Consider the following 23,837-nt stretch of genomic DNA (forward strand, 5'->3'; position numbering starts at 1 on the left):
GCTATTGTAAGGCAAAGAAGCCGCCTCGATATCGCGTCTTTATGACAATTCTCCGGGGGCTGCGCACATTAAATATATGTAACCTTTGAGAAAATATGCGTAACGCTTTGGATCGTCGCACAGGCACTAACGCAGACTTTCCATCTCGCGAATGCGTTTGGCGCCTTCTGCTTCCAGTTGCCTGGTGACGGCGCCGATCAGCGTTTCGGCGACAACGAAAAGGGCAGCCGAAGAGTCCCATGCCGACGGCACCGCGGTTCGTCCGGCGATAACATGACGAGCAAAGCGGGCGATCGGCGACAGCCACTGGTCGGTGAACAGCACGATCTGGACGCCACGCTGATGCGCCTTCTCGGCGAAGCGGACGAGGCTGTCCTGGTAGCGCCTGATGTCGAAGATCACCAGCACGTCGCGCTTGCCCATGTCGATCAGCCGGTCGCGCCACATGCTCTCCTGCCCGGCGAGGTGAAAGACATCCGGCTGGATGACGGCGAGGTGGGCGGCCATGTAGCGCGCCAGCGGATCGGTGAAGCGGCCGCCGATCAGGAAGGTCTTGCCGCGCCGGTCCGCTAGCCGGGCGGCGATGTCGGCAAGCTGCTTGTCGGACAGGTGCCTGAACGTCTCGCGCATGTTGTCGAGCGTCGCTTCCAGCATCGGCGACACCGTGCCGCCGCCAGGCGAGGGCGGGTTGAGTGTCCTTGTCGCCGGCGATTGCAGTTGCGCCGCCAGTTCGTCCTGCAGGCTCGACTGGAATTCCGGATAGTTCTGAAAGCCCAGCCGGGCGACGAAACGCAGGATCGTCGGCGAGGAGACGCCCGCCGCGGCCGAGAATTCAGCGACCGTTTTCAGGCCGATCATCGGATAGTTGGCGATCAGTGTCTGGGCCGCGCGCCGTTCGCCGGCCGGCATCGTGCCGAGGCGATCGGCGATCAGTTCGGCAATGCTGGAAATCATGTTTTCCCCACCTCTGGCTCGGCCGAAGGCCTTTTCCGAGATCGCATTTGACAAAGCCGGACAAACTGTATGAAATCATCCACAGGGACGCAATGAGGCAAAATACGTAACATACGATACAGCGCTCCCCGGGGACGGCAGAGTATGGAGAAAGCACGGCCCGCCAGCCTTGCATCGTCTGATACCGTGAGGGTGACGAACCCCGCCGGATCGAGCCCATTCGTGCTGACCTGCGATCACGCCTCGAACTACCTGCCGGCCGAATTCGGCACGCTCGGCCTTGCCGCCGAGGACCTGTCGCGCCACATCGCCTGGGATCCCGGCGCGCTGCCGGTTGCCCTCCGCATGGCGCAGGCGCTTGACGCGACTCTGGTCGAAACCTGCATTTCGCGCCTTGTCATCGACTGCAATCGGCCGCTCGACGCGCCCGACCTGGTGCCGCCGGTCAGTGAGACAACGGCCATACCGGGCAATGCCGGCCTGTCGCAAAGCGAGCGGGCGGCGCGTGTCGCGTTGTCATGGCAGCCTTTCCACGACACGATTGCCGGTATCATCGACAACAGGCTGTCACATGGTCAGGAAACGCGGCTGGTTTCGGTCCACTCCTTCACGCCGGTCTACAAATCCAAAAACCGGCCCTGGCATATCGGCATCATCCACGACGAGGATCGCCGGCTGGCGGCGCCGCTGATATCGGCGCTGAAGCGGCTTGCCGGCGTCACCGTCGGCGTCAACGAGCCGTATTCGCCTGCCGACCGCGTCTATTTCACGCTGGAACGGCATGCGCGATCGCGCGGCCTGCCCTGCGCGATGATCGAAATCCGCAACGACGAAATCGCCGGCGAGACCGGGCAGCGGAAATGGGCGGATCTGCTCACGGGCATTTTTTCGGATCTGGAGCCAGAGGAGGCCGGATATTCCAGATCGCCTTCAGTCGGAAAGTCAGTTCAATCGGCCAATTAGAACCACAGGGGAATGAAAATGGCAGGACCGGATTATACGGACGTTGACAAGAAGGAGGACCTGAAGGTTCTCCACGGCATGGGCTATGCCCAGGAACTGTCGCGAAGCATGAGCCGCTTCTCGAATTTCGCGATATCGTTCTCGATCATCTGCATCCTTTCGGGCGGCATCAACTCCTTCGCGCAAGCCACATCGTCGATCGGCGGCGCAGGTGCGGGCATCGGCTGGATCGTCGGCTGCTGCGTGTCGGGCTTCTTCGCCCTTGCCATGGCGCAGATCGCCTCGGCATTTCCAACCGCCGGCGGCCTCTATCACTGGTCGTCGATCCTCGGCAACCGCTTCACCGGCTGGCTGACGGCCTGGCTAAACCTGTTCGGCCTGATCACCGTGCTCGGCGCCATCAACATCGGCACCGCTTTCTTCTTCGTTGGAACATTCGGAAGCTGGTTCGGCATCACCGGCACGCCGGGCGAAATCGTCGGGTTTGTCGCCTTCATCACCGTGCTGCAGGCGCTGTTCAACCATTTCGGCATCAAACTGACGGCAATGCTCACCGATGCTTCGGGCTTTCTTATCCTGGGCGCAACAGCAGTGCTGATCGTGGCCTGCCTGGTGTTCGCACCGGCAATCGACATCAGCCGGCTGTGGACGTTCACAAACTATTCAGGCGATGCGGGCGGCGGTGTTTTTCCGCAAACCGACTCCATGATGTACCTGTTCCTGCTCTGCCTGCTTCTGCCCGTCTATACCATCACCGGCTATGACGCCTCGGCCCACACCTCCGAGGAGACCGTCAAGGCAGCACACTCCGTTCCGCGGGCGATCATTTCGTCGGTGCTGTGGTCGTCTCTGATCGGCTGGGTGATGCTGTGCGCAATCGTTCTCGCGATCCCGGACCTGGCTGCCGGCGCCAAGCAGGGCTGGAGCGTCTTCTTCTCGACGATGGACGCGATCCTGCCCGTGTGGCTCAAGGAGCTGCTCTATCTCGCCATCCTGATTTCGCAGTTCCTCTGCGGCCTGGCCACCGTGACCTCGGCTTCGCGCATGCTGTTTGCCTTCTCCCGCGACGGCGGCATGCCCGTTGGCTCCGCGGCTCTCGCCAAGGTCAACCCGACCTGGCGCACGCCGGTCAATGCGATCTGGACGGCCGCGATCCTCGAAATCCTGTATGTGTTCCTTGCCCAGTTTATTTCGATCGGCGGCACCAACATCTACACCATCGTCGTCAATTCGACGCTGGTGTTCCTGTTCCTGTCGTTCACAATCCCGATCGCACTCGGCATGGTCGCATTCGGCACGGCCAAGTGGCCTAATCCTGGCCCGTGGAACCTGGGCGCCGGACTGTTCAAGCTCTTCTGTGCGCTGTCGATTGTCGGCATGGTGATCATCTTCTACATCGCCATCCAGCCGCCGAACGACAAGGTGCTTTACATCACCATAGGCTTCATCTTGCTGACCGCCGTGCTTTGGTTCGGTTTCGAGAACCGCCGGTTCCAGGGTCCGCCGATCGGTGATCAGATCGCCAAACGCCAGGCCGCGATCAGGGCAGCCGAGGTGGCTATCGGCGAAGCTGGCGCCTGATATCGCCCTATATGGCCATGGCCGGCCTCGCGCCGGCCATGGCTACGTTTATCCCTTTCAATCGACAAGTGCTGGAGTGCCAAAGGAATGGCCGGAAATTTCTCGTTCGATCAGTTGAAGAAAGCGGTCTCCAGCGGTGAGATCGACACCGTGCTGGCCTGCATCGTCGACATGCAGGGACGGCTGGCGGGAAAACGCTTCCTGGCGCAGTACTTCGTCGATTCCGCGCATGACGAAACGCATGGCTGCAACTATCTGCTGGCCGCCGACATCGATATGGAGCCGGTGCCGGGCTATAAGGCGGCGAGCTGGTCGAAGGGCTATGGCGACTTCGTCATGAAGCCGGATCTGGCCACGCTGCGGCGCATTCCCTGGCTGGAAAAGACCGCACTCGTGATCTGCGACGTGCTCGACCACCACACCCATGATGACCTGCCACATTCGCCGCGCGCCATCTTGAAGAAGCAGGTCAAGCGGCTGACGGAGCGCGGCTATATAGGCTATTTTGCTTCCGAGCTTGAATTCTATCTGTTCAACGAGACATACGATTCCGCCCGCAAGAAGCACTGGCAAGGTCTCGATACCGCATCGCCCTATATCGGCGACTACCAGATCGGTATCACCACCAAGGAAGAGGGCGTCATGCGCCGGCTTCGCAACGAGATGGAAGCGGCCGGCATTCCGATCGAGAATTCCAAGGGCGAGTGGGGTCCGGGTCAGGAAGAGATCAATGTGCGCTACGCCGAGGCGCTCGACATGGCCGACCGTCACGTCATCCTCAAGAACGGCGCCAAGGAAATCGCGGAGTCCGAGGGCAAGGCGATTTCGTTCATGTCCAAATACAATTACGGGCTCGCCGGCAATTCCAGCCACATCCACAATTCGCTGTGGAGCGCCGACGGCAAGACGCCGTTGTTCTTCGATAAGGCGGCCGACTGGACGCTGTCGACGCTTGGCCAGCAATGGGCCGCCGGCCAGCTCAAATACGCCAAGGAATTCACCTGGTTCCTGGCGCCCTACATCAACTCCTACAAGCGCTTCCAGGCCGGCACCTTCGCGCCGACCAAGATCATGTGGAGCGAGGACAACCGTACCGCCGGCTTCCGCCTGTGCGGCGAGGGCACCAAGGGCATCCGCATGGAATGCCGCATCGGCGGCGCCGATCTGAACCCGTATCTTGCGTTCGCAGCGCTGATCGCCGCCGGCCTTGCCGGCATCGACGAGAAGCTGGAATTGCAGAAGCCGTTCGTCGGCGATGCCTATCAGGCATCGCGCCTGCCGGAGATTCCGAAGACGCTGCGCGATGCCACCGAGACGCTTGCGAAGTCGAAGATGCTCAAGCAGGCGCTCGGCGAGGATGTGCTCGAACATTATGTCCACACCGCAAAGTGGGAGCAGCTTGAATACGACCGCCGCATCACGGATTGGGAACTGCACAGAGGGTTCGAGCGGTACTAGGTATCGACGGTTCGTCGGCGCCCCTTCACTCTTACCCTCTCCCCGTGGGGGAGAGGGTGCCGGCAGGCAGATGAGGGGCAGTGCCAGGCCATACGATTTTGTTGTAGAATACGAGGACTTACAAAATGACCGAGACGGTCAAACTCATATCCCCCATCGACGGTTCGATCTATGCCGAGCGACCGATCGCGACCGACCAGGCGATCAATGCAGCGGTGGAACGCGCCAAGGCGGCGCAAGAGAAATGGGCTGAGACGCCGATCGTCGAGCGCGGCAAGTACATGCTCGCCATGCTGGAAGCGCTGGTCGCGATATCAGACGAGATCGTGCCGGAGATCGCCTGGCAGATGGGGCGGCCCGTACGCTACGGCGGCGAGTTCGGCGGCGTCAGGGAACGCACCACCTATATGGTCGAGATCGCCGAGCAGGCGCTCAAGTCGGTGCCTGCCTCCAACCCGAAGGACGGCTTCCGCCGTTATGTGAAGAAGGACCCGCTCGGCGTGGTCATGGTGATCGCGCCGTGGAATTATCCCTATCTCACCGCCGTCAACACCATCGTGCCGGCGCTGATGGCCGGCAACACCGTCATCCTCAAGCATGCGGCGCAGACGCTGCTGGTCGGCGAGCGCTTTCAGCAGGCGTTCGACAAGATCGGCCTGCCCAAGGGCGTGTTCCAGAATGTCGTGCTCAATCACGCCCAGACCGAAAGGCTGCTCGGCTCGGGAAAGATCGACCATGTCAATTTCACCGGTTCGGTCGGCGGTGGCCGCGCCATCGAAAAGGCGGCGGCCGGCACCTTCATGACGCTCGGCCTCGAGCTGGGCGGCAAGGATCCGGCCTATGTGCTGCCGGACGCCAAGATGGATCATGCGATCGCCAATCTGGTCGACGGCGCCTTCTACAATTCCGGCCAGTGCTGCTGCGGCATCGAACGCGTCTATGTGCACGAAAAGGTCTATGACGAATTCGTCGAAGGCTTCATCGCCGAGACCAAGAACTATGTCGTCGGCAACCCGCTCGACCAGGCGACGACGATGGGACCGATGGCGCAGGCGCGCTTCGCCGATCTGATCCGCGAACAGAAGGCCGAAGCGCTGCGCAAGGGTGCCAAGGCGCACATCGACATGAAGGTGGCTAACGACAAGGCCGGTTCGCCTTATCTGGCACCGGAAGTGCTGACAGAAGTCGATCATCAGATGAGCGTCATGCGCGAAGAGAGCTTTGGCCCGGTCGTCGGCATCATGAAGGTGCGTAACGACGAAGAGGCGATCGCTCTGATGAACGACAGTCCTTACGGGCTGACGGCTTCGATCTGGACCCGCGATACCGAGCATGCCGTCGCGATCGGCAATCGGGTCGAGACCGGCACGGTGTTCATGAACCGCTGCGACTACCTCGATCCGGCACTGGTCTGGACCGGCGTCAAGGACACCGGCAAGGGCGCGGGCTTGTCGGCCATCGGCTATGACAATCTCACCAGGCCGAAATCATTCCATCTGCGCGAAGCCATCTGATTTATTGAAAGACAAAAATGTCCAAGCTGATCTCCAAATGGAACTACCCCACCACCGTCCGCTTCGGCGCCGGCCGCATCAAGGAATTGCCTGAGGTGCTGGCGGCCACCGGCATCAAGCGGCCGTTGTTCGTCACCGATCCTGGACTGGCGAAACTGCCGGTCGTCGCCTCGACCCTAGAGATCCTCGACGATGCGAAGGTCCCTTACGGCGTTTTCTCCGAGGTCAGGCCGAACCCGGTCGAATCCAACCTGACCGCCGGCATCGCCGTGTTCAAGAAGGGCAAGCATGACGGCGTCATCGCCTTCGGCGGCGGCTCGGCGCTCGATCTCGGCAAGCTGATCGCCTTCCAGGCCGGGCAGACGCGGCCGGTGTGGGATTTCGAGGATGTCGACGACTGGTGGACGCGCGCCAATTCGGATGCCATCGCGCCGATCATCGCCGTGCCGACCACCGCCGGGACCGGATCGGAGGTTGGCCGCGCCGGCGTCATCACCAATGAGGCCACGCACACCAAGAAAGTCATCTTCCATCCCAAATTGTTGCCGGCTATCGTCATTGCCGATCCGGAGCTTTCGGTCGGCATGCCGGGCTTCATCACCGCCGGTACCGGCATGGATGCGCTGGCCCATTGCCTCGAAGCCTATTGCGCGCCCGGCTACCATCCGATGGCCGACGGCATCGCCGTCGAAGGTGTGAGGTTGGTCTTCGAGAACCTGCCGAAGGCCTATGCCAACGGCGGGGATCTCGTTGCGCGCGCCCATATGATGAGCGCCGCCGCCATGGGCGCCACCGCCTTCCAGAAAGGGCTCGGCGCCATCCATTCGCTGTCGCACCCGGTCGGCGCGCTCTACGACACCCATCACGGCATGACCAACGCGGTGTTCATGCCCTATGTTCTGGCCTTCAACCGGGACTCCATCGAGGAGCGTATCGGCCGGCTCGCCGCCTATTGCGGCATCAAGGGCGGCTTTGACGGCTTCGCCAAGGCGATCATCAAGCTTCGCAAGGAACTGAAGGTGCCGCATGCACTGCCCGGCCTTATCAAGGGGCTCGATATGGACAAGAAACGTAAGATGCTGATCGCCGATATGGCGGTGGTCGATCCGACTGCCGGCGGCAACCCGGTCAAGCTGACCAAGAAGGCGGCGCTGACCTTGCTCGAAAACGCCATCGCCGGCACGGTCTGAGGCGTTTTCCGCGCCGCAAAGTGATCTGAAAAGGGGCTATGAAAACAAGGGGGAGGATGACGGGCAAGGCAAAAACTAGTTAGCCGGAAAAAGAATCGCGGAGCGATTGCTACATCAGGTTAAAAAGAGTTTACTTTTTCGCACTGCGAGCAGCCGCTTTCACAAAGCTTTCATCTGGCTGTCACATGAAAACGATACCGCATCGCAGGCGTCCAACGGCGTCAGTTCAACGGAGAGAACACATGTTCAAATTCACGGGGAAAGTGCTTTCCCTTTCGGCCGCGGCGCTTTTCGCGTCGACGGTGATTTCGTCCGCGGATTCGCTGGACGATCTCGTCAAGGCCGCCAAGGCGGAAGGCCAGCTCACCACCATCGCGCTGCCGCATGACTGGTGCGGCTACGGCGACGTCATTGCAGGCTTCAAGGCGAAGTATCCGGAAATCACCGTCAACGAACTCAATCCCGATGCCGGTTCCGGCGACGAGATCGAGGCGATCAAGGCCAACAAGGACAACAAGGGCCCGCAGGCGCCCGACGTCATCGACGTCGGCCTGTCCTTCGGCCCGACCGCCAAGGCCGACGGCCTGATCCAGCCCTACAAGGTGTCGACCTGGGACTCGATCCCCGACAGCGCCAAGGATGCCGAGGGCTTCTGGTACGGCGACTATTACGGCGTGCTGTCGTTCATGGTGAACAAGGATCTGGTCAAGGAATCACCGAGCGACTGGGCTGACCTCTTGAAGCCGGAATTCGCCAACGCGGTTGCTCTTGCCGGCGATCCGCGCGCCTCGAACCAAGCCATCCAGGCGGTCTACGCTGCAGGCCTTTCCGGTGGCGCTGCAGCCGGTGAAGCCGCCGGCACCGCTGGCCTCGACTTCTTCAAGAAGCTCAACGCCGCCGGCAATTTCGTTCCGGTCGTTGGCAAGCCGGCAACCCTCGCCCAGGGCCAGACCCCGATCCTGATCAACTGGGACTACAATGCGCTCGCCGGCCGCGACACGCTGAAGGGCAATCCGCCCGTCGACGTCGTCGTGCCGAAGACCGGTGTCGTCGCCGGCGTCTACGTGCAGGCGATCAGCGCCTACGCGCCGCATCCGAACGCAGCCAAGCTGTGGATGGAGTACCTCTACTCCGACGAAGGCCAGATCGGCTGGCTGAAGGGTTATTGCCACCCGATCCGCTTCAACGATCTCGCCAAGAATGGCAAGATCCCGGCGGACGTGCTGGCAAAGCTGCCTCCGGCGGAATCCTATGCCGCAGCAGTGTTTCCGACGCTCGACGAGCAGGGCAAGGCCAAGGAAGCGATCAGCAAGAACTGGGACGCCGTCGTCGGCGCCAACGTGAAGTAACTCACACCATGCCGGGCGGCTTCGCGGCCGCCCGGTCCTTCTCTCGAAGACGGTAGCCGGCGCATGACTGATATCTCATTGTCCGACCACGCTGTTACCGGGAAGACTGCGCCTCCCGCCGAAGCACGCAGCATGCGGCTGCCGACACAATGGCTTGGTGTCGCGCCTTTCTTCATCTTCGCCATCATGTTCCTCATCCTGCCCACGCTCTATCTGATGCTGGGTGCATTCCAGAACGATGCCGGCGAATTCACGCTCGAGAACATCGCAGCGCTGGCGCAACCGTCCATCGTTGCCGCCTACTGGGTTTCGATCAAGATCAGTCTTGCGTCATCGCTGATTGGCGCATTTGCGGGCCTGGCGATTGCCATCGCCATCGTGCGCGGTGGCCTGCCAGACTGGATACGTTCGGCGACACTGACGTTTTCCGGCGTGGCCTCCAATTTTGCCGGCGTGCCGCTGGCCTTTGCCTTCCTCGCCACGCTCGGCCGCCTCGGCCTTGCGACGGTGATCCTGAACACCGTGTTCGGCCTTAACATCTACGCGCACGGCTTCAACATCCTGTCATTCTGGGGCCTGACACTGACCTATGTCTATTTCCAGATACCATTGATGGTGGTGATCATCGTGCCGGCCATCGACGGACTGAAGAAGGAATGGGGCGAGGCCGCCGCGACGCTGGGCGCGACCATGTCCCAGTATTGGCGCATGGTGGTCATTCCGGTGATCTGGCCGAGTTTCCTCGGCACCGTGATCCTGTTGTTCGCCAACGCCTTCGGCGCCATCGCCACCGCCTATGCGCTGACCGGCTCGTCGCTCAACATCGTGCCGATTTTGCTCTATGCACAGATCCGTGGAGATGTGCTGCACAATGCCCATCTCGGTTATGCCATCGCCTTCGGCATGATCGTCATCACAGGTCTTGCCAATGTGTTCTACATCTGGTTCCGGACCCGTTCCGAGAGGTGGCTGAAATGAAGTCGGGAAAGTTCTGGGCCTGGCTCGTCTTTGCTCTTGGCGCGGCCTACTTTTTCATCCCGCTGATCGCGACCGTGGAGTTCTCGATGCGCATGCGGCGCGGGGAGTACTCCTTCGACGCCTACAAGGTCGTGTTGGGCGATGCCCGCTTCCAGGCCACCTTCGGCTATTCGGTACTGGCCGCCGTTTTCACCATCATTCTCGGCGTGCTGATCGTGGTGCCCGCCGCTTATTGGATTCGGCTTCGGCTGCCGCAATTGCGGCCGATCGTCGAATTCATTACCCTGCTGCCGCTGGTCATTCCGGCCATCGTCATCGTCTTCGGCTACATCAGAATGTACGGGTCGAATTCGCCGCTGCCGTTCCTGGCGACCGATACAGGCACCAATGCCTTGCTGGTCATCGGCTATGCAACACTGGCGCTGCCGTACATGTATCGCGCCGTCGACACCGGGCTTCGCACCATCGACGTGCGCACACTGACGGAGGCGGCACAGATCCTTGGTGCTGGTTGGGGGACGATCATCACCCGTGTCATCCTGCCCAACGTGCTGATCGCGGTGCTCTCGGGCGCCTTCCTCACCTTCGCCATCGTCATCGGCGAATTCACCATGGCCAGCCTGCTCAACCGGCCGGCCTTCGGCCCCTATCTGCAGAATATCGGCGCCAACCGCGCCTATGAGCCGGCGGCACTTGCCATCATCGCCTTCGCCATCACCTGGGGCTGCATGTCGCTGATACAGATCCTGTCCCGCTTCGCGCCGAGATCGGCGAACCGTCCGAACTGAAAGTCAAAGCCATGGCCGACCCATTCCTCTCCATCCAGCACGTTCGAAAATCCTTCGGCGCCACCACGGTGGTCGAGGACTTCAATCTTGACGTCGAGCGCGGCGAATTCGTCTCCTTCCTCGGCCCGTCCGGCTGCGGCAAGACCACCGTGCTGCGTATGGTGGCGGGCTTCGAGGAGCCGAGCGCCGGCACGATCGTCGTCGGCGGCAAGGACATTACGAGGTTGAAACCCAACCAGCGCAATGTCGGCATGGTGTTCCAGGCCTATGCGCTGTTTCCAAACCTGACCGTGGCGCAGAATATCGGCTTCGGCCTGAAGGTCGCCGGCATGCCCAGGGCGGACATCGATGCTCGTGTCGCCGAGATGCTCGGCATCATCAAGCTGCCGCAGATGGCGGATCGCTATCCCTACCAGCTCTCGGGCGGCCAGCAGCAACGCATCGCGCTGGCCCGCGCCATCGCGCCGAAGCCGAAGCTCTTGCTGCTCGACGAGCCGCTGTCGGCGCTCGACGCCAAGGTGCGCGTGTCGCTGCGCGAGGAAATCCGCTCGATCCAGAAGAAGCTCGGCATCACAACCATTTTCGTGACGCACGACCAGGAGGAGGCGCTGTCGATCTCGGACCGGATCGCCGTCATGTATGGCGGCAAGGCCGAGCAGGTCGGCACGCCGTTCGAGATCTACAACCGCCCGGCGACCAAGTTCGTCGCCAATTTCGTCGGCACGCTAAACGTGCTCGAAGGCACCGTCACCGATGCCGCTGCAGGCACGGTGCGGGTCAATTCCGAACAGGTTTCGCTCAAGGGCAAGCTCAACGGCTCCAAGTCCGGCGACACGCTGTCGCTGGCGCTGCGTCCGGAAGCGATTTCGCTGGGCCGTCAGCCCGGCCGTGACTCCAGCCTTTCGGGAGAAATCTCCGAAGTGCATTTTCTCGGCTCGGTCATCCGGGTTCGCGTCGGCATCGGCGGCAACACGGTCTCGCTCGACACCTTCAACAGCCCGGCAACCCCGCCGCCCGCTGTTGGTGAAAAGGCTGAGATCTCGTTCTCGTCGAGCGACATGCTGGTGCTGCACTAAAAACGGCAACACCGGCTTGGATGGCCAAGCGAAGCGAAGCCAGTGTTCTATTCGGTGGGGCAACGTCCCCAAAGGATAGGTTGCGCGAAGCTGAAATCGATCTCCAGCAGGGTATTGGGTGTCATCATCAGCAATGCACTCGTCCCGTTGGCGTTCTTCAGAATTTCCTTACCGTTTCCACTGCCGAGCACCTCCATTTGCTGTTCGATGTTCCATCGGTAGTTGTAGGATATCCCCGTTTTGAAAATGTACTCTCTGTGGATCGCGTGCTTCGAACGGGTAACCGGACCAATAATGTCGAAGGAATAGTCCGTCAATTTCTTAAAGGACTCTCCAAATTTATCACAGTATTTCTTCATGTTGTCTTCGTTGGTCAGGTCGGAATAACCAAGGTCGATCCACTTCCCTTCGATGAGAGACATCATTGTCTCGTTAGTCTTCTGCGCCCAAAGCCCCATGCCCGGATCCGGTCGCGTCGTTCCCAGAAGTTTGATCTTAGCCGCCGCCAATTCATCATATAACGCGGAAGCGCCAGCCGCCGGCGAGAGCAGTATCAATGTGAACAGCGTTGCGGACAATCTCAGCATGGGAGGTCCTCGATCAGCCAATTGTTGCGACATGACTTTGGCGACCAGTAATAAACGACCGTTGGTTTTCATAGGTCAAGGCTGATTGTTATGCTGGCCTGGCCTCAAGCTGGCGCGATGAAGGGCTTCGAAATCGCCTGGAAGACCGGCAGGGCTTCCATCCGTGTGGCGTGGGCTTCCAGAGCCGGAAAGCCCGTCAGCGAAACCAGCCCGGGATGGGCCTCGTCGATGAAGCGGAGCGCCGCGGCAACCGCGATGTCGGCGTGACCGATGCGGCCGTCGAACCAGTATGGTGTCGGCCCCTCCTGACGATCGGCCTCCAGCACAGCCAGAACAGCTTCGATCTGTGTACGGCAGCGCCCGATCCAGAGGTTCGAGACTTTCTCGTGCAGTCGCAATTCGTAGAACAGGCTGATCGCCTTGTCGCCCAGCCCGGTCGCAAGGGCCGAGACCTTCAGCGCCTGATGGCGCGCCGGTTCGGTCGCCGGAAACACCCGTCGGTCGGCCGGAACCAGGCTGTCGAGGTAGTCGAGCATCAAATGGCTCTCGATCAGCACCTCGCCATTGTGTCGAGCCCCAGTATCGGCACATTGTAGGGCCGAATCTTGTCGGCATCGCCGAAGGCCGACCAGGAACGATGTTCGTAGGCAATTCCATACAAGGTCAGCGCGATTCCGACGCGGCGGACGAAAGGCGAGTCATACTGGCCGATGAGGATCATGCCATTCTTGTACGGCAAGAGGCTGTTTAAGGCGTACTGCCAGAGGGCTTGAGTTTGATGGCCAATCGACCCCATCCTGCAGGTATATCTGCGCCGGCAATCCCGTCTCACTGAAGTAACAGCCCATGGCTCTTTTCGAACTCACCCTTGTCCTGCTTTTGATCGCTGTCGCGCTGACGGCGCTGTCGCGGCGCGTACAGGTTCCCTATCCCTCTTTGCTGGCGCTGGCCGGGGTGGCCATCGCCTTCGTGCCTGGCGTGCCGACCATAGAGATCGATCCGGAACTGGCGCTAGCCCTGTTCATCGCGCCGGTGCTGCTCGATGCCGCCTATGATACCTCGCTGCGCGATCTCAACCGCTACAGGGTGCCGCTTGTGCTGCTGGCGCTTGGCGCCGTCCTTTTCACGACAGCGACGGTCGCACTTGCCGGCTGGGCGATGGCAGGCCTGCCGATCGCCGCGGCCATAGCGCTTGGCGCCATCGTGGCGCCGCCCGATGCGGTTGCGGCATCGGCCGTGCTTGGCCAGTTCAAGGTGCCGCACCGCATCACTGCCATTCTGCAAGGCGAGAGCCTGCTCAACGACGCCACCGCCTTGCTGATCTACCGGATGGCGATTTCGGCGGCGGCAGGTTCCATTCTGCTGAGCAGCGCCGTTCCGATGATCCTGCTGTCCACGCTCGGCAGTCTTGCGGCCGGCTACCTGCTTGGCCGGGTGTCTCTGATGACGCTGGGCCGGATCGAAGACCCGGCGAGCGGCACTGTGGTGCAATTTGCCGGCACATTCGGGGTCTGGATCCTGGCCGACAGGATCGGACTGTCGGCCATCATCACCATAGTCGTCTATGCCATGACGATCGCCCGCACCGCGCCGCGCCGCATGCCGGCCAGAAACCGCATCAGCTCCTATTCGGTCTGGGAGACGGCGGTCTTCGTGCTCAATGTTCTGGCTTTCGTGCTGATGGGCCTGCAGGCGCGTACGATCGTCGGCCGGCTTGCCGGGCAAGGGCAGACCGATGCGTTCGTCCTGGCTGGGACAGTGCTTGCCATCGTCATCGTCTCACGCCTCATCTGGGTGTTGGGGTGCGGCGCGATCATCAGGTGGTTTGGCCGTTTCGGCGTGGCTGATCGTCAGCGTGACGCTCCGTCGTTTCGTGGCGGCGTGCTGATCGGCTGGTGCGGGATGCGCGGTTTGGTGACGCTTGCGGCGGCATTCGCCCTGCCGGCTGACTTCCCGGCCCGCGACCCGATCGTGCTCGCTGCCTTCACGGTTGTGCTCGGCACGCTGGTGCTGCAAGGCATGAGCCTGAAGCCGCTGCTGCGCCTGCTGAACCTCGACCCTGACGAAACGGTCGACCGCGAGATCGCGCAGGCGCGCGTCGTGGTCATGCAAGCCGCGCTCGACATATTGAGCGGCAAGACATCGGACGCGGCGGCCGCGGTGCGCGAGCAATATGCCGCTCAACGCAAGATCGCCAAAAATCCCGACGATGCCCAGGCGGCGACCGAATATGACCGCTTGCGTCTTTATGCGATCAAGAGCCAGCGCGACGCGCTGGAGGAATTGCGCCGCAACGGGACGATTGGCGACGAAGCCTATCATCGCCTTGAGGAAGAGATCGACTGGACCGAACTGGCGGCGTCGCCACCCGGCCGTTTCCAGCCGCTGAATACATAAGGCATCGCACGCCGTTTTCCGGCGCACGGAAGATATCGAAGTGCTTCGGGATCGGTGCATGATCCCGGTGAAGGGCAAGGCTGGTCCAAGCCACGTCCATTCTCCTGCACATTGCCACCGTGGCATCGAACCGTTACTGCCAACACGAAATTGAGCCGGATAAGCAATGAAGCTGGTCAGCTACAACATCCAGTACGGGTTCGGCGGCGACGGCCGCTACGATCTTTCGCGCGCCGCGCGCATCGTTGCCGGCGCCGACATCATTGCGCTGCAAGAGGTCGAGCGGCACTGGCAGCGCAGCAATTTCGACGACCAGCCGGAACTGCTTTCGCGTCTGCTGCCCGAACATCACTGGGTCTACGGCCCGGCCTTCGACATGGATGCCAGCGAAAGGCGCGACGGCCGTCTGGTCAATCGGCGCCGCCAGTTTGGCACCATGCTGCTGTCGAAACTTCCGATCGTCTGGTCGCGGCTGCATGCGCTGCCGATGCGCCGCACGCAGCGGCCGCTCAACACCCGCAACGCCGCGCTTGAATGCATGATCCGCACCCCGGCAGGGCCGGTGCGGGTGTTGTCGCTGCATCTCGCCCACATCGCGGCCGAGGAGCGGCTGGAGCAGATCGACTACCTCATGGCCGAGCATCGCCGGGCACCGTCCGATGGCGGACCGTGGAGCGGCGTCGACGACGAGCCCACGCGCAATTGGACCAGCGGCGAAGCGGAGCCGGAAAACCCGCTGGCGGCGATCTGGATGGGCGATTTCAACATGGAGCCGGACAGCGCCGAGTATCGCCGCATCGTCGGCAGCACGCCCTACCATAGGGGTGCCGCCTATCTCAGCGGTTTCGTCGATGCCGCCGCCGTTGCCGGGGAGCCGGTTCCGGACTTCCACACCCATGTGAAGACCATCGACGGCAGACTGGCAAAGCGCCGGCTCGACCATTGCTTCGTCGGCGGCATGTTCGCCGGGCGGGTGCGTTCGATCAGTGCCGACATCGGCGAGGTTGCCTCGGATCATTTTCCGCTGCGGGTCGACATAGACCTGGAAACGCCCGGCATCGCCACATGACGCTTTTCGTCTTCTTTGCAGTGCTTGCCGCCGCTGCCATGCACGCGATCTGGAATGCGCTGGTCAAGGTTCATCTCGACCGCTTCCTGTCGATCACGCTGATGACATTAGGCATGGGCGCGGCGGCACTCGTGGTGCTGCCCTTCGTCGAAGTGCCGAAGGCGGAGGTGTGGCCCTACATCATCGCCTCGGTCATTTTCCACATGGGCTACCGGACCTTCCTGATCGGCGCCTACAAGGCCGGCGATTTCGCACAGACCTATCCGCTGGCACGGGGCACAGCACCTCTGCTCTCGGCCTTTGGAGGCATGTTCGTCGTTGCCGAGATTCCCGGCCCGTTCGCCATGCTCGGTATCTTCCTGTTGTCGGCCGGCACGCTGGTGATGTCGTTTCGTGGCGGCGCGCATCTGGAAAAGCTTAACCTGCGCGCGGTCGGTTTTGCGCTCGGCACCTCCATCTTCATCGCCAGCTATACGCTGTCGGACGGCAGTGGCGCGCGGCTGGCGGCAACCGCGCAGAGCTATGCCGCCTGGCTGTTCATCTGCGATGCTTTTGGCGCGTTGGTGCTGTGCCTCATCTTCCGTGGGCCGAAGGCACTGCCGGTGCTGGCGCGCGACTGGAAGGCAGGGCTGTTCACCGGCGTGCTCAGCGGCGCCGCCTACTGGATCGTCATGTGGGCGATGACCAAAGCACCGATCGCTTCGGTGGCCTCGCTGCGCGAAACCTCGATCCTGTTCGCCATGATGATCTCGGTCTTCGCTCTCGGCGAAAAAATGACCGGCTGGCGCGGTGCCGCCGCGCTCAGCATCGTGGCCGGCGTCGTCGCGCTGAGGCTTGGTTAGGCGCCGCTCAGGTCAGGACGGTCATCACCTGGCCACGTCGTTCCGGGCTGAAACGGATGACGACGATGATGCAGACGGCGACCACGCCTGCGAACAGCGCCAGGGCATAGCCATAGCTGCCTCCGGCGCTTTCCGCGATTCCCGCCTGATAGGGGCCGCCATAGGACGCGGCGAGATTGCCCGCCTGATAAATAAAGCCGGGCAAGGTCGCCCGCACCGCGCCGGGCGAAAGCTCGTTGAGGTGCACGGGGATGACGCCCCAGGCACCCTGGACCGCGACCTGCATGACGAAGGCGCCGATGGCGAGCATGAACGGCGTGGTCGAGTAGGCCCATAGCGGGATGGATGGCAAGGCGATCAGGCATGCCAGCGTGATGGCGTTGACGCGGCCGATCTTCTCCGACAGCGCGCCGAAAGCCAGGCCGCCGACGATGGCGCCGATATTGGCGACGATGGTGATCCAGCTCACCGTATGCGGATCGAAGCCGTGCTGCTTCTTCAGGAAGGTAGGGTAGAGGTCCTGCGTGCCATGACTCAAGAAATTGAAGAACATCATCAGGACGACGGCATAGAGCGCGACGCCCCAGTGCTTCTGCAGCGTTTCCCACATGCCCGGTCTCGCGGTCTTCTGCGCTTCGACGAAGGCCGGCGATTCCGGCACATGCGATCGGATGAAGAGCACGATCAGCGCCGGCACGAAGCTGAGCAGGAACATGGCGCGCCAGCCGATCGTGTAGCCGCCGATCGTCTGCTGATAGAGCAGGCCATAGACCACCGCCGCCAGCAGATAGCCGGCCGGATAGCCGCATTGCAGGATGCCGGAGACCATGCCGCGTGCGCTCGGCGGAATGGATTCCATGGCCAGCGAACTGCCCAGTCCCCATTCGCCGCCCATGGCGATACCGAACAGCGCGCGCAGCGCCAGGAAAATGCCAAGATTGGGCGAGAAGGCGGCCAGCGCGCCGATCACCGAATAGCTGACGATGTTGAGCATGAGGATGGGCTTGCGCCCATATTTGTCGGCAAGCATGCCGAAGAAGAACGCGCCGATGAAGCGTGTCGCCAAGGTCAGGAATAGCGCCTTGGAGACTGCGGGCACGTCGGCGTGGAATTCGGTCGCGATATCGGTGAGCAGGAATGTCAGAAGGAAGAAATCGAAAGCATCGAGCGTCCAGCCCAGGAATGAGGCGAGGACGGTCTTCTTCTGCTGCGAATTAAGGGGCAAATCTTCCTCCATCATCATCGATGGGGGGAATTATCGGCCAGTTCAGGGAAGACCGGTGGTCACGTTTTCGCGTGGCTCATTTGATCGAACGCCAGCTGGAATGGCGGAAGGTGCGATGAGAGCGACCGGTGCCATCTGTCGATGAACTCGATCGTGGCTTGAGGGTGAGGTCTAGATTTCGAGATCAAACACCAGCAGTCCGTCCGTGCCGCCTTCCAGGGCAGCAACCAGGCGCGCGCCGGCGCGCTGGTGCGCTTCATGCACAAGATAGGCATCGCGCGCGGCAGCATCGCGGAAATCGATGGTGAAGCCGTGGGTGAAGCCGCGTGCGAACGGCTCCGGGCTGACATTGGCGCTTAATTTTACGGCGTCCATGCCGTCGATCACCTGTCGAAGCGCCTCGAGATCGGAATGGATCGCCATGCGCTCGGTGGTGGCGACATCATTGCGGAATCTAGCGAAAACACAGTGCCTGATCATATCTTACCCCTCAGTGGCTAAGCAGCCCGGTTTCCGGAAAACACCGCCGGCGGCAGCGGCTCGCGGCCAAGGACCAGGTCGGCGCCCTTTTCACCGACCATGATGGTCGGCGCATTGGTGTTGGATGAAGGCACGCGCGGCATCACCGAGGCATCGCAGACGCGCAGGCCCTCGATACCGCGCAGCCGCAGATCCGGCGTCACGACAGCCATATCATCATGGCCCATGCGGCAGGTGCCGACCGGATGGTGGTCGGTCTTGGAACTGCGGCAGGCATAGTCGAACAGCTCGTCGTCGCTGGCGAGCGACGGGCCGGGCAGCACCTCGCGCAGCACGTAAGGGGCAAGCGCCTTCTGCCGCATGATCTCGCGGGCCAGCCGCAGCCCCTTGATCGACATGGCGCGGTCATAGGGATCGGACCAGTAGTTCGGATCAATCAGCGGATGGTCGGCCGGGTCGGCGCTCTTCAGCCGCACGGTGCCGCGCGAGCGCGGCCGCAGGAAAGCCGAGTTCAGGGTGACGCCGGGGTTTTTCAGCTTCTCGACGCCGGCTTCGATGCCGGAGCCCAAGCCGAGATGAAACTGGATGTCGGGCGAGGCGGCTGTCGGGTCGGCGTACCAGAAGCCGCCGGTCTCGAACAGGCTGGAGGCCACCGGCCCCTTCTTCAGCAGCAGATATTGCAGGCCGGCCCAGGCCGTGCGGTGCAGCTTGGCGTAGTTGTCATAGGTGTGATCGCCGGTGCATTCGGCGATGACGAACAGATCGAGATGGTCCTGCATGTTGGAGCCGACGCCGGGCAGGTCATGCACCGGCGTGACGCCGACCGACTTCAGATGGTCCGCGGGGCCGATGCCCGACTGCATCAGGAGTTTCGGCGAGCCGATGGCGCCGGACGAGACGATCACCTCGCGCTCGGCGTGCAGGATTTTCTTCTCGCCGCCTGGCCTGTCGACCAATTCGACGCCGATGGCGCGGCCCTTCTCGACGACGATGCGCGTCACCAGCACATCGGTTCGGACGGTCAGGTTCTTGCGGGCGCGGATCGGCTTCAAATAGGCGACTGAAGCGGACGAGCGCCGGGCATCCTTCTGGGTCAGCTGGTAGTAGCCGACGCCTTCTTGGGCAGCGCCGTTGAAGTCCGGGTTGAAGGGGATGCCCATCTCCTGGCCGGCACGGAAATAGGCTTCGCAGATCGGCAGCGGCGCAATCGGGTTCGAGACGCCGAGCGGCCCCTGGTCGCCGTGAAAATCGTTGGCGTAGCGCTGGTTGTTCTCAGCGCGTTTGAAATAGGGCAACACATCGCGATAGCCCCAGCCGGCGAGGCCCTCTTCCTTCTCCCAGGCGTCGTAATCGCGGGCGTTGCCGCGCGTGTAGATCTGGGCGTTGATGGACGAGCCGCCGCCGACCACCTTGGCCTGCGTGTACCAGAAGACGCGGTCCTTCATGTTTCTCTGCGGCACGGTCGACCAGCCCCAGGAGGCGATCCCCTTCGTCATCTTGGCGAAGCCCGCCGGCATGTGGATATAGGGATGCCAGTCCTTGCCGCCAGCTTCGAGCAGCAAGACCGAGTTGCCCGGATCCTCGCTCAGCCGGTTGGCCAGAACGCAGCCGGCCGGCCCGGCGCCCACGATGATGTAGTCGGTCATGAAACCATCCATTTACAGTCGCGCCACGGAGAGCGCACCGTCGACATTGATGATCGAGCCGGTCGAAAAGCCGAGCTTGCCACCGGCGAGCGTTGCCACCACCGCACCGATATCCGATGCTTCGCCCCAGCGCTTTGCCGGCACCAGACCACCGTCGATGAGGGCGTCGTATTTGGCGGTCACGCCTGAGGTCATGTCGGTGCGGATGATGCCGGGCCGCACCTCGAACACGCCTATGTTTTCGGGAGCCAACCGCAGCGCCAGGTTCTTCACCCACATCGAAAGTGCGGCTTTCGAGATGCAGTAGTCCGGCCGCTCCGGCGATGCCATTTCGGCGCTGACCGAGGTGATGGTGATGATTGATTTCGGGGGATCGCCTGGCGCGGCGAGCATCGCCTTGGCCACGGCCTGGCTGAGGAACACAGTGCCGCGCAGATTGATGCCGAGCGTGCGGTCGAAATTCTCCGGCTTGAGGTCCAAGAGGTCACCGCGCACCACGGCGCCGACGCCGGCATTGTTGACCAGGCAATCGATACGGTCGAAGGCGCGCATCGCGGCATCGACAAGTGCGGTGTGGCTGGCGAGATCGGCGATGTCGCACTGGATGTAGGCAAATTTCGCGCCACGCTTGGTGATGTCGGCGGCAAGTCCGTCAGCGGCTGTTTCGGCAAGGTCGGCGACCAGAATATCGTAGCCGCCATCCGCCAGCGCCTGGGCACAGGCAAGGCCAATGCCCCGCGCGCCGCCGGTGACGATGGCGGAGGGGCGGGTCATTGGAAGCTAGCCTTGCGGATGTCAGCGCCGCCCCTCATCGCCCTGCCGGAGCGTTCGTCGTTCGAAAAGCCAAGCAGTTGGCTTTTCGTCCGCTGCGCGGACCACTCCTCAACCCCCCGTATAGTGACGGGGAGAAGGACGCTCGCGCCGCCGTTCTCGCCAATCGCCAAAGGATCGCCGAGGTTGCGACCAGCTTTCTTCTCCCCGTTTACGGGGAGAAGGTGCCGGCAGGCGGATGAGGGGCGGCGCAAACCGATCATGCCGTAAGCTCCACCTTGCGGATGTGATCGGCAACGCGCATTGCCTGGGCGGCGATCGACAGCGCCGGGTTCACGGCGGCCGAATTGGGCAAGAAGCTTCCGTCGACGACGAAGAGGTTCCGGTGGTCGAAGGAGCGGCAGTAAGGGTCGAGCGCCGCCGTCGCCGGATCGTCGCCCATCTTTATCGTGCCGCATTGGTGCGACGGCGTGCGCTTGTCGAAGGGGCGCGACAGAACGATGGGATAACCGCAGGCGCGGAAATTTTCGCGCATCACCTTGGTCAGCCCGTCGAGCGACCGCATGTTGGAGCGCCGCCATTGCATGACGATGTCCTTGCCGTCGACCATGATGCGGCTTTCCGGATCGGGCAGATCCTCGCACATCAGGTACCAGTCGACGGCGTGGCCGGCCATGAAATCGAGCGCGAATCCCGGCGTGTATTTGACATTGGCCCGCAGCATGTTGCCGTCGATCTTGCCGAGCAACTGGACGTTCCCCAGCGGCTTGCCGCCCTTGCCGTCGGACAGGTAATAGTCGTTCAGCATCAAGGTCTTCTGGTAGACGGCATCGTTGCGACGGCGCGGGTCGATCGCCAGCATGGCGCTGGAATTGTGGTTCATGAAATTGCGGCCGACCTGGTCGGCGCGGTTGGCTAGGCCTTTGCCATCCGATGTGGGCGAGCGCAGCAGGATGACAGCGGAGTTGACCGCGCCGGCCGAGAGGATGACCAGCTTCGGTGATACTTTCTTCAGCTCGCCATTCTGCCGGTAGTGAATGGCTGATATCGTCGTGCCGTCTGGCGAGGCTTCGAGATATTCGACGTAGGCGCCGGTTTCGAGCTTGATGTTCTGGTCGGTGAGGGCCGCCGTCAGCGGTCCCGTTTGTGCGTCGACCTTGCCTTGGCCGGTGTTCGGGAAAGCATCCCAGCCGGTCTTGCCCTCCTTCAGCCAGGTGTCGATGTCGACACCGAGCGGCAGCGAGGCCGGATGCAGGCCAAGGTTTTTCAGCTCGGCGCGGGCGCGGGCGATCGGTGCCTCGTCGGGCACCGGCTTGTAGGCGTAGGGGATCGAATGGAACGGCTCGGTCGGATCCTCGCCCAGTGCACCGCGCACGCGAAACAGCTGTTCGGCTTTCGAATACCAGGGCTCGAATTCGTCATAGGTGAACGGCCATGCCGGAGAGACTCCGCCGAAATGCTCCATGGCCGCAAAGTCCTCCTTGCGGTAGCGGATCAGCACCGCGCCGTAGAACTTCGAATTGCCGCCGACATAGTAATAATTGCCGGGGTTGAAGGCGGCGCCGCCGGCCTCACGCCACATCTCCTTCGGCCTGTAATGGCCGTCGACGAAGATCGAGCGCGTGTCGCGCGCGTGCGGCGTCGCCGGCAACGGCTCGCCGCGCTCCAGCATCAGGATCGAGGCGCCGCTGCCGGCAAGGCCGGAAGCGATCGTAGCGCCGCCGATGCCGGAGCCGATGATGACGATGTCCGGATTTGTCATGGCCTAAATCGCGTCCCGACGCGCTTTAGTTTTTTGTTTTGATGCATGTCGTTGCCCCAAAACCGGATCCACTTTTGGGCGACATACATTAGCGAATACGGGTCTCGGTCGCCGGGTCGAAGAACACCGCCTTGGTCAGGTTGAAGGCAAGCGGCGTGTTGGTGCCCGGCTGGATGTTGGCGTCGGCGCGCAGCCGCGCCACCACGCCCTTGCCGCCGAGATTGGTGACGGCGAAAGTGTCCGAGCCGGCCGGTTCGACGACCTCGATGTGACAGTCGGCGGTTGCGATGTGCGAGGCGTTGCGCTCGGCACCTTCCGGATCGGTCAGGGCTTCGGGGCGGACACCGAAGATGATCGGTTTGCCCTGGAATGCCGACAGGCCGGCCGGTGCATTGGCCATCGGCAGCGAGATCGGCTCTCGTGCTTCGCGCTGCAGCACGACGGACAGCGCGTTGCCTGACGTGCCGATCGTCGCCGGGATCAGGTTCATCGCCGGCGAGCCCATGAAATCGGCGACGAAGAGATTGCTCGGGTTGTTGTAAATTTCGGCCGGCGTACCGAACTGCTGCACCTCGCCATCGCGCATGACCGCGATCTTGGTGGCCAGCGTCATCGCCTCGATCTGGTCGTGTGTGACGTAGACGATGGTGGTGCCGGTGGTGGCATGCAGGCGCTTGATTTCGATGCGCATGTCAACACGCAGCTTGGCGTCGAGGTTGGACAAGGGCTCGTCGAACAGGAACAGTTTTGGGTCGCGCACCAGCGCCCGGCCCATGGCGACGCGCTGGCGCTGGCCGCCGGAAAGCTGGCTCGGCTTGCGCTGCAAGAGGTGGCCGATCTGCAGCACCTTGGCCACCTTGTCGATGGCCTTCTGGCGCTCCGCCGCCGGCACGCCGCGCATCTCCATGCCGAAGGAGATGTTTCCGGCCACCGTCATGTTGGGGTAGAGCGCGTAGCTCTGGAAAACCATGGCGATGTCGCGCTTGGAAGGATGCAGATCGTTGATGGTGCGGCCGTCGACCCGGATTTCGCCCGAGGTGATCGTCTCCAGGCCGGCGATGGTGTTGAGCAAGGTCGACTTGCCGCAGCCGGAAGGGCCGACCAGCACCAGGAAGCCGCCTTTCTCGAGCTCGACATCGATCCCCTTCAGGATCTCGACCTGGCCGAAGCGCTTCCTCAAACCATCAATTTCCAGAAAAGCCATCGG

Annotated in this window: 21 protein-coding genes and 1 pseudogene; 12 read left to right on the top strand and 10 right to left on the bottom strand. The window is 62.3% G+C overall.

Annotated elements, in window-relative coordinates:
* Nucleotides 1-126: 126 nt before the first annotated feature.
* Entirely contained in the window at nt 127-954 is an 828-nt protein-coding gene (locus tag NP503_RS14935; RefSeq protein WP_127271407.1) for a MurR/RpiR family transcriptional regulator, read from the bottom strand.
* Between the two features lie 144 nt (nt 955-1,098).
* Here NP503_RS14935 and NP503_RS14940 point away from each other — a divergent pair, with 144 nt between their 5' ends.
* From NP503_RS14940 to NP503_RS14980, 9 genes are all read left to right on the top strand, one after another.
* Nucleotides 1,099-1,917 carry an N-formylglutamate amidohydrolase gene (locus tag NP503_RS14940; RefSeq protein ID WP_127268308.1) on the top strand — a complete coding sequence of 273 codons (819 nt, stop codon included), beginning with the start codon at nt 1,099-1,101 and terminating at the stop codon, nt 1,915-1,917.
* 18 nt (nt 1,918-1,935) lie between these two features.
* On the top strand, nt 1,936-3,498 hold the full coding sequence (locus tag NP503_RS14945) for an amino acid permease (RefSeq protein ID WP_127268307.1): 1,563 nt from the start codon (nt 1,936-1,938) through the stop codon (nt 3,496-3,498).
* Nucleotides 3,499-3,585: 87 nt separating this feature from the next.
* A complete protein-coding gene (locus NP503_RS14950; RefSeq protein ID WP_127268306.1) occupies nt 3,586-4,956 on the top strand; it encodes a glutamine synthetase family protein in 1,371 nt (456 codons plus the stop codon).
* A gap of 125 nt (nt 4,957-5,081) precedes the next feature.
* Nucleotides 5,082-6,470 (top strand): aldehyde dehydrogenase family protein, encoded by a 1,389-nt coding sequence (locus NP503_RS14955; RefSeq protein WP_127268305.1) that lies wholly within the window; start codon nt 5,082-5,084, stop codon nt 6,468-6,470.
* A 17-nt stretch (nt 6,471-6,487) separates the two neighbouring features.
* Nucleotides 6,488-7,660 carry an iron-containing alcohol dehydrogenase gene (locus NP503_RS14960; RefSeq protein ID WP_127268304.1) on the top strand — a complete coding sequence of 391 codons (1,173 nt, stop codon included), beginning with the start codon at nt 6,488-6,490 and terminating at the stop codon, nt 7,658-7,660.
* Nucleotides 7,661-7,902: 242 nt separating this feature from the next.
* The gene (locus NP503_RS14965) at nt 7,903-9,009 is read left to right on the top strand and encodes an ABC transporter substrate-binding protein (RefSeq protein WP_127272317.1); all 1,107 of its coding nucleotides are present in this window, start codon (nt 7,903-7,905) and stop codon (nt 9,007-9,009) included.
* Between the two features lie 63 nt (nt 9,010-9,072).
* Nucleotides 9,073-9,987, top strand: coding sequence for an ABC transporter permease subunit (locus NP503_RS14970; protein ID WP_127272318.1), 915 nt, complete (start codon nt 9,073-9,075; stop codon nt 9,985-9,987).
* Entirely contained in the window at nt 9,984-10,775 is a 792-nt protein-coding gene (locus NP503_RS14975) for an ABC transporter permease (protein WP_023759707.1), read from the top strand. The genes NP503_RS14970 and NP503_RS14975 overlap by 4 nt, the downstream gene beginning before the upstream one ends.
* An 11-nt stretch (nt 10,776-10,786) precedes the next feature.
* Entirely contained in the window at nt 10,787-11,851 is a 1,065-nt protein-coding gene (locus NP503_RS14980; RefSeq protein ID WP_023810097.1) for an ABC transporter ATP-binding protein, read from the top strand.
* A gap of 47 nt (nt 11,852-11,898) precedes the next feature.
* Here the strand turns inward: NP503_RS14980 and NP503_RS14985 are convergent, their stop codons facing one another.
* Entirely contained in the window at nt 11,899-12,510 is a 612-nt protein-coding gene (locus NP503_RS14985) for a hypothetical protein (RefSeq protein ID WP_127272319.1), read from the bottom strand.
* Nucleotides 12,511-12,542: 32 nt separating this feature from the next.
* Nucleotides 12,543-13,159, bottom strand: a pseudogene (locus NP503_RS14990) (glutathione S-transferase family protein).
* A 125-nt stretch (nt 13,160-13,284) separates the two neighbouring features.
* Here NP503_RS14990 and NP503_RS14995 point away from each other — a divergent pair.
* From NP503_RS14995 to NP503_RS15005, 3 genes are all read left to right on the top strand, one after another.
* Nucleotides 13,285-14,835 carry a sodium:proton antiporter gene (locus NP503_RS14995; protein WP_127270713.1) on the top strand — a complete coding sequence of 517 codons (1,551 nt, stop codon included), beginning with the start codon at nt 13,285-13,287 and terminating at the stop codon, nt 14,833-14,835.
* Between the two features lie 166 nt (nt 14,836-15,001).
* On the top strand, nt 15,002-15,904 hold the full coding sequence (locus NP503_RS15000) for an endonuclease/exonuclease/phosphatase family protein (protein WP_127272321.1): 903 nt from the start codon (nt 15,002-15,004) through the stop codon (nt 15,902-15,904).
* Entirely contained in the window at nt 15,901-16,746 is an 846-nt protein-coding gene (locus NP503_RS15005) for an EamA family transporter (RefSeq protein WP_013529691.1), read from the top strand. Before NP503_RS15000 ends, NP503_RS15005 begins: the two co-directional genes overlap by 4 nt.
* A gap of 7 nt (nt 16,747-16,753) precedes the next feature.
* Here NP503_RS15005 and NP503_RS15010 read toward each other — a convergent pair whose 3' ends face one another.
* The 7 genes from NP503_RS15010 to NP503_RS15040 all read right to left on the bottom strand — a co-directional run bounded on the left by NP503_RS15010 (nt 16,754) and on the right by NP503_RS15040 (nt 23,834).
* The gene (locus NP503_RS15010) at nt 16,754-17,989 is read right to left on the bottom strand and encodes an MFS transporter (protein WP_127269874.1); all 1,236 of its coding nucleotides are present in this window, start codon (nt 17,987-17,989) and stop codon (nt 16,754-16,756) included.
* 153 nt (nt 17,990-18,142) lie between these two features.
* On the bottom strand, nt 18,143-18,451 hold the full coding sequence (locus NP503_RS15015) for a Dabb family protein (protein WP_127269872.1): 309 nt from the start codon (nt 18,449-18,451) through the stop codon (nt 18,143-18,145).
* A 17-nt stretch (nt 18,452-18,468) separates the two neighbouring features.
* Nucleotides 18,469-20,097 (bottom strand): GMC family oxidoreductase, encoded by a 1,629-nt coding sequence (locus NP503_RS15020; RefSeq protein WP_127272322.1) that lies wholly within the window; start codon nt 20,095-20,097, stop codon nt 18,469-18,471.
* A gap of 12 nt (nt 20,098-20,109) precedes the next feature.
* The gene (locus NP503_RS15025) at nt 20,110-20,871 is read right to left on the bottom strand and encodes a 3-ketoacyl-ACP reductase (protein ID WP_127269732.1); all 762 of its coding nucleotides are present in this window, start codon (nt 20,869-20,871) and stop codon (nt 20,110-20,112) included.
* Nucleotides 20,868-21,131, bottom strand: coding sequence for a hypothetical protein (locus NP503_RS15030; protein WP_127269730.1), 264 nt, complete (start codon nt 21,129-21,131; stop codon nt 20,868-20,870). The genes NP503_RS15025 and NP503_RS15030 overlap by 4 nt, the downstream gene beginning before the upstream one ends.
* The gene (locus NP503_RS15035) at nt 21,128-22,630 is read right to left on the bottom strand and encodes a GMC oxidoreductase (protein WP_127269728.1); all 1,503 of its coding nucleotides are present in this window, start codon (nt 22,628-22,630) and stop codon (nt 21,128-21,130) included. Before NP503_RS15035 ends, NP503_RS15030 begins: the two co-directional genes overlap by 4 nt.
* A gap of 88 nt (nt 22,631-22,718) precedes the next feature.
* A complete protein-coding gene (locus NP503_RS15040) occupies nt 22,719-23,834 on the bottom strand; it encodes an ABC transporter ATP-binding protein (protein WP_023810089.1) in 1,116 nt (371 codons plus the stop codon).
* Nucleotides 23,835-23,837 lie beyond the last annotated feature (3 nt).

The sequence above is a fragment of the Mesorhizobium sp. SEMIA396 genome (assembly GCF_024518615.1).
Lineage (GTDB): Bacteria > Pseudomonadota > Alphaproteobacteria > Rhizobiales > Rhizobiaceae > Mesorhizobium.

What these genes read in the sequence shown, in the direction of transcription:
- NP503_RS14935 (WP_127271407.1), bottom strand. Translation starts at nt 954, where the DNA reads ATGATTTCCAGCATTGCCGAACTGATCGCCGATCGCCTCGGCACGATG.
- NP503_RS14940 (WP_127268308.1), top strand. Translation starts at nt 1,099, where the DNA reads ATGGAGAAAGCACGGCCCGCCAGCCTTGCATCGTCTGATACCGTGAGG.
- NP503_RS14945 (WP_127268307.1), top strand. Translation starts at nt 1,936, where the DNA reads ATGGCAGGACCGGATTATACGGACGTTGACAAGAAGGAGGACCTGAAG.
- NP503_RS14950 (WP_127268306.1), top strand. Translation starts at nt 3,586, where the DNA reads ATGGCCGGAAATTTCTCGTTCGATCAGTTGAAGAAAGCGGTCTCCAGC.
- NP503_RS14955 (WP_127268305.1), top strand. Translation starts at nt 5,082, where the DNA reads ATGACCGAGACGGTCAAACTCATATCCCCCATCGACGGTTCGATCTAT.
- NP503_RS14960 (WP_127268304.1), top strand. Translation starts at nt 6,488, where the DNA reads ATGTCCAAGCTGATCTCCAAATGGAACTACCCCACCACCGTCCGCTTC.
- NP503_RS14965 (WP_127272317.1), top strand. Translation starts at nt 7,903, where the DNA reads ATGTTCAAATTCACGGGGAAAGTGCTTTCCCTTTCGGCCGCGGCGCTT.
- NP503_RS14970 (WP_127272318.1), top strand. Translation starts at nt 9,073, where the DNA reads ATGACTGATATCTCATTGTCCGACCACGCTGTTACCGGGAAGACTGCG.
- NP503_RS14975 (WP_023759707.1), top strand. Translation starts at nt 9,984, where the DNA reads ATGAAGTCGGGAAAGTTCTGGGCCTGGCTCGTCTTTGCTCTTGGCGCG.
- NP503_RS14980 (WP_023810097.1), top strand. Translation starts at nt 10,787, where the DNA reads ATGGCCGACCCATTCCTCTCCATCCAGCACGTTCGAAAATCCTTCGGC.
- NP503_RS14985 (WP_127272319.1), bottom strand. Translation starts at nt 12,510, where the DNA reads ATGAAAACCAACGGTCGTTTATTACTGGTCGCCAAAGTCATGTCGCAA.
- NP503_RS14995 (WP_127270713.1), top strand. Translation starts at nt 13,285, where the DNA reads ATGGCTCTTTTCGAACTCACCCTTGTCCTGCTTTTGATCGCTGTCGCG.
- NP503_RS15000 (WP_127272321.1), top strand. Translation starts at nt 15,002, where the DNA reads ATGAAGCTGGTCAGCTACAACATCCAGTACGGGTTCGGCGGCGACGGC.
- NP503_RS15005 (WP_013529691.1), top strand. Translation starts at nt 15,901, where the DNA reads ATGACGCTTTTCGTCTTCTTTGCAGTGCTTGCCGCCGCTGCCATGCAC.
- NP503_RS15010 (WP_127269874.1), bottom strand. Translation starts at nt 17,989, where the DNA reads ATGATGATGGAGGAAGATTTGCCCCTTAATTCGCAGCAGAAGAAGACC.
- NP503_RS15015 (WP_127269872.1), bottom strand. Translation starts at nt 18,451, where the DNA reads ATGATCAGGCACTGTGTTTTCGCTAGATTCCGCAATGATGTCGCCACC.
- NP503_RS15020 (WP_127272322.1), bottom strand. Translation starts at nt 20,097, where the DNA reads ATGACCGACTACATCATCGTGGGCGCCGGGCCGGCCGGCTGCGTTCTG.
- NP503_RS15025 (WP_127269732.1), bottom strand. Translation starts at nt 20,871, where the DNA reads ATGACCCGCCCCTCCGCCATCGTCACCGGCGGCGCGCGGGGCATTGGC.
- NP503_RS15030 (WP_127269730.1), bottom strand. Translation starts at nt 21,131, where the DNA reads ATGATCGGTTTGCGCCGCCCCTCATCCGCCTGCCGGCACCTTCTCCCC.
- NP503_RS15035 (WP_127269728.1), bottom strand. Translation starts at nt 22,630, where the DNA reads ATGACAAATCCGGACATCGTCATCATCGGCTCCGGCATCGGCGGCGCT.
- NP503_RS15040 (WP_023810089.1), bottom strand. Translation starts at nt 23,834, where the DNA reads ATGGCTTTTCTGGAAATTGATGGTTTGAGGAAGCGCTTCGGCCAGGTC.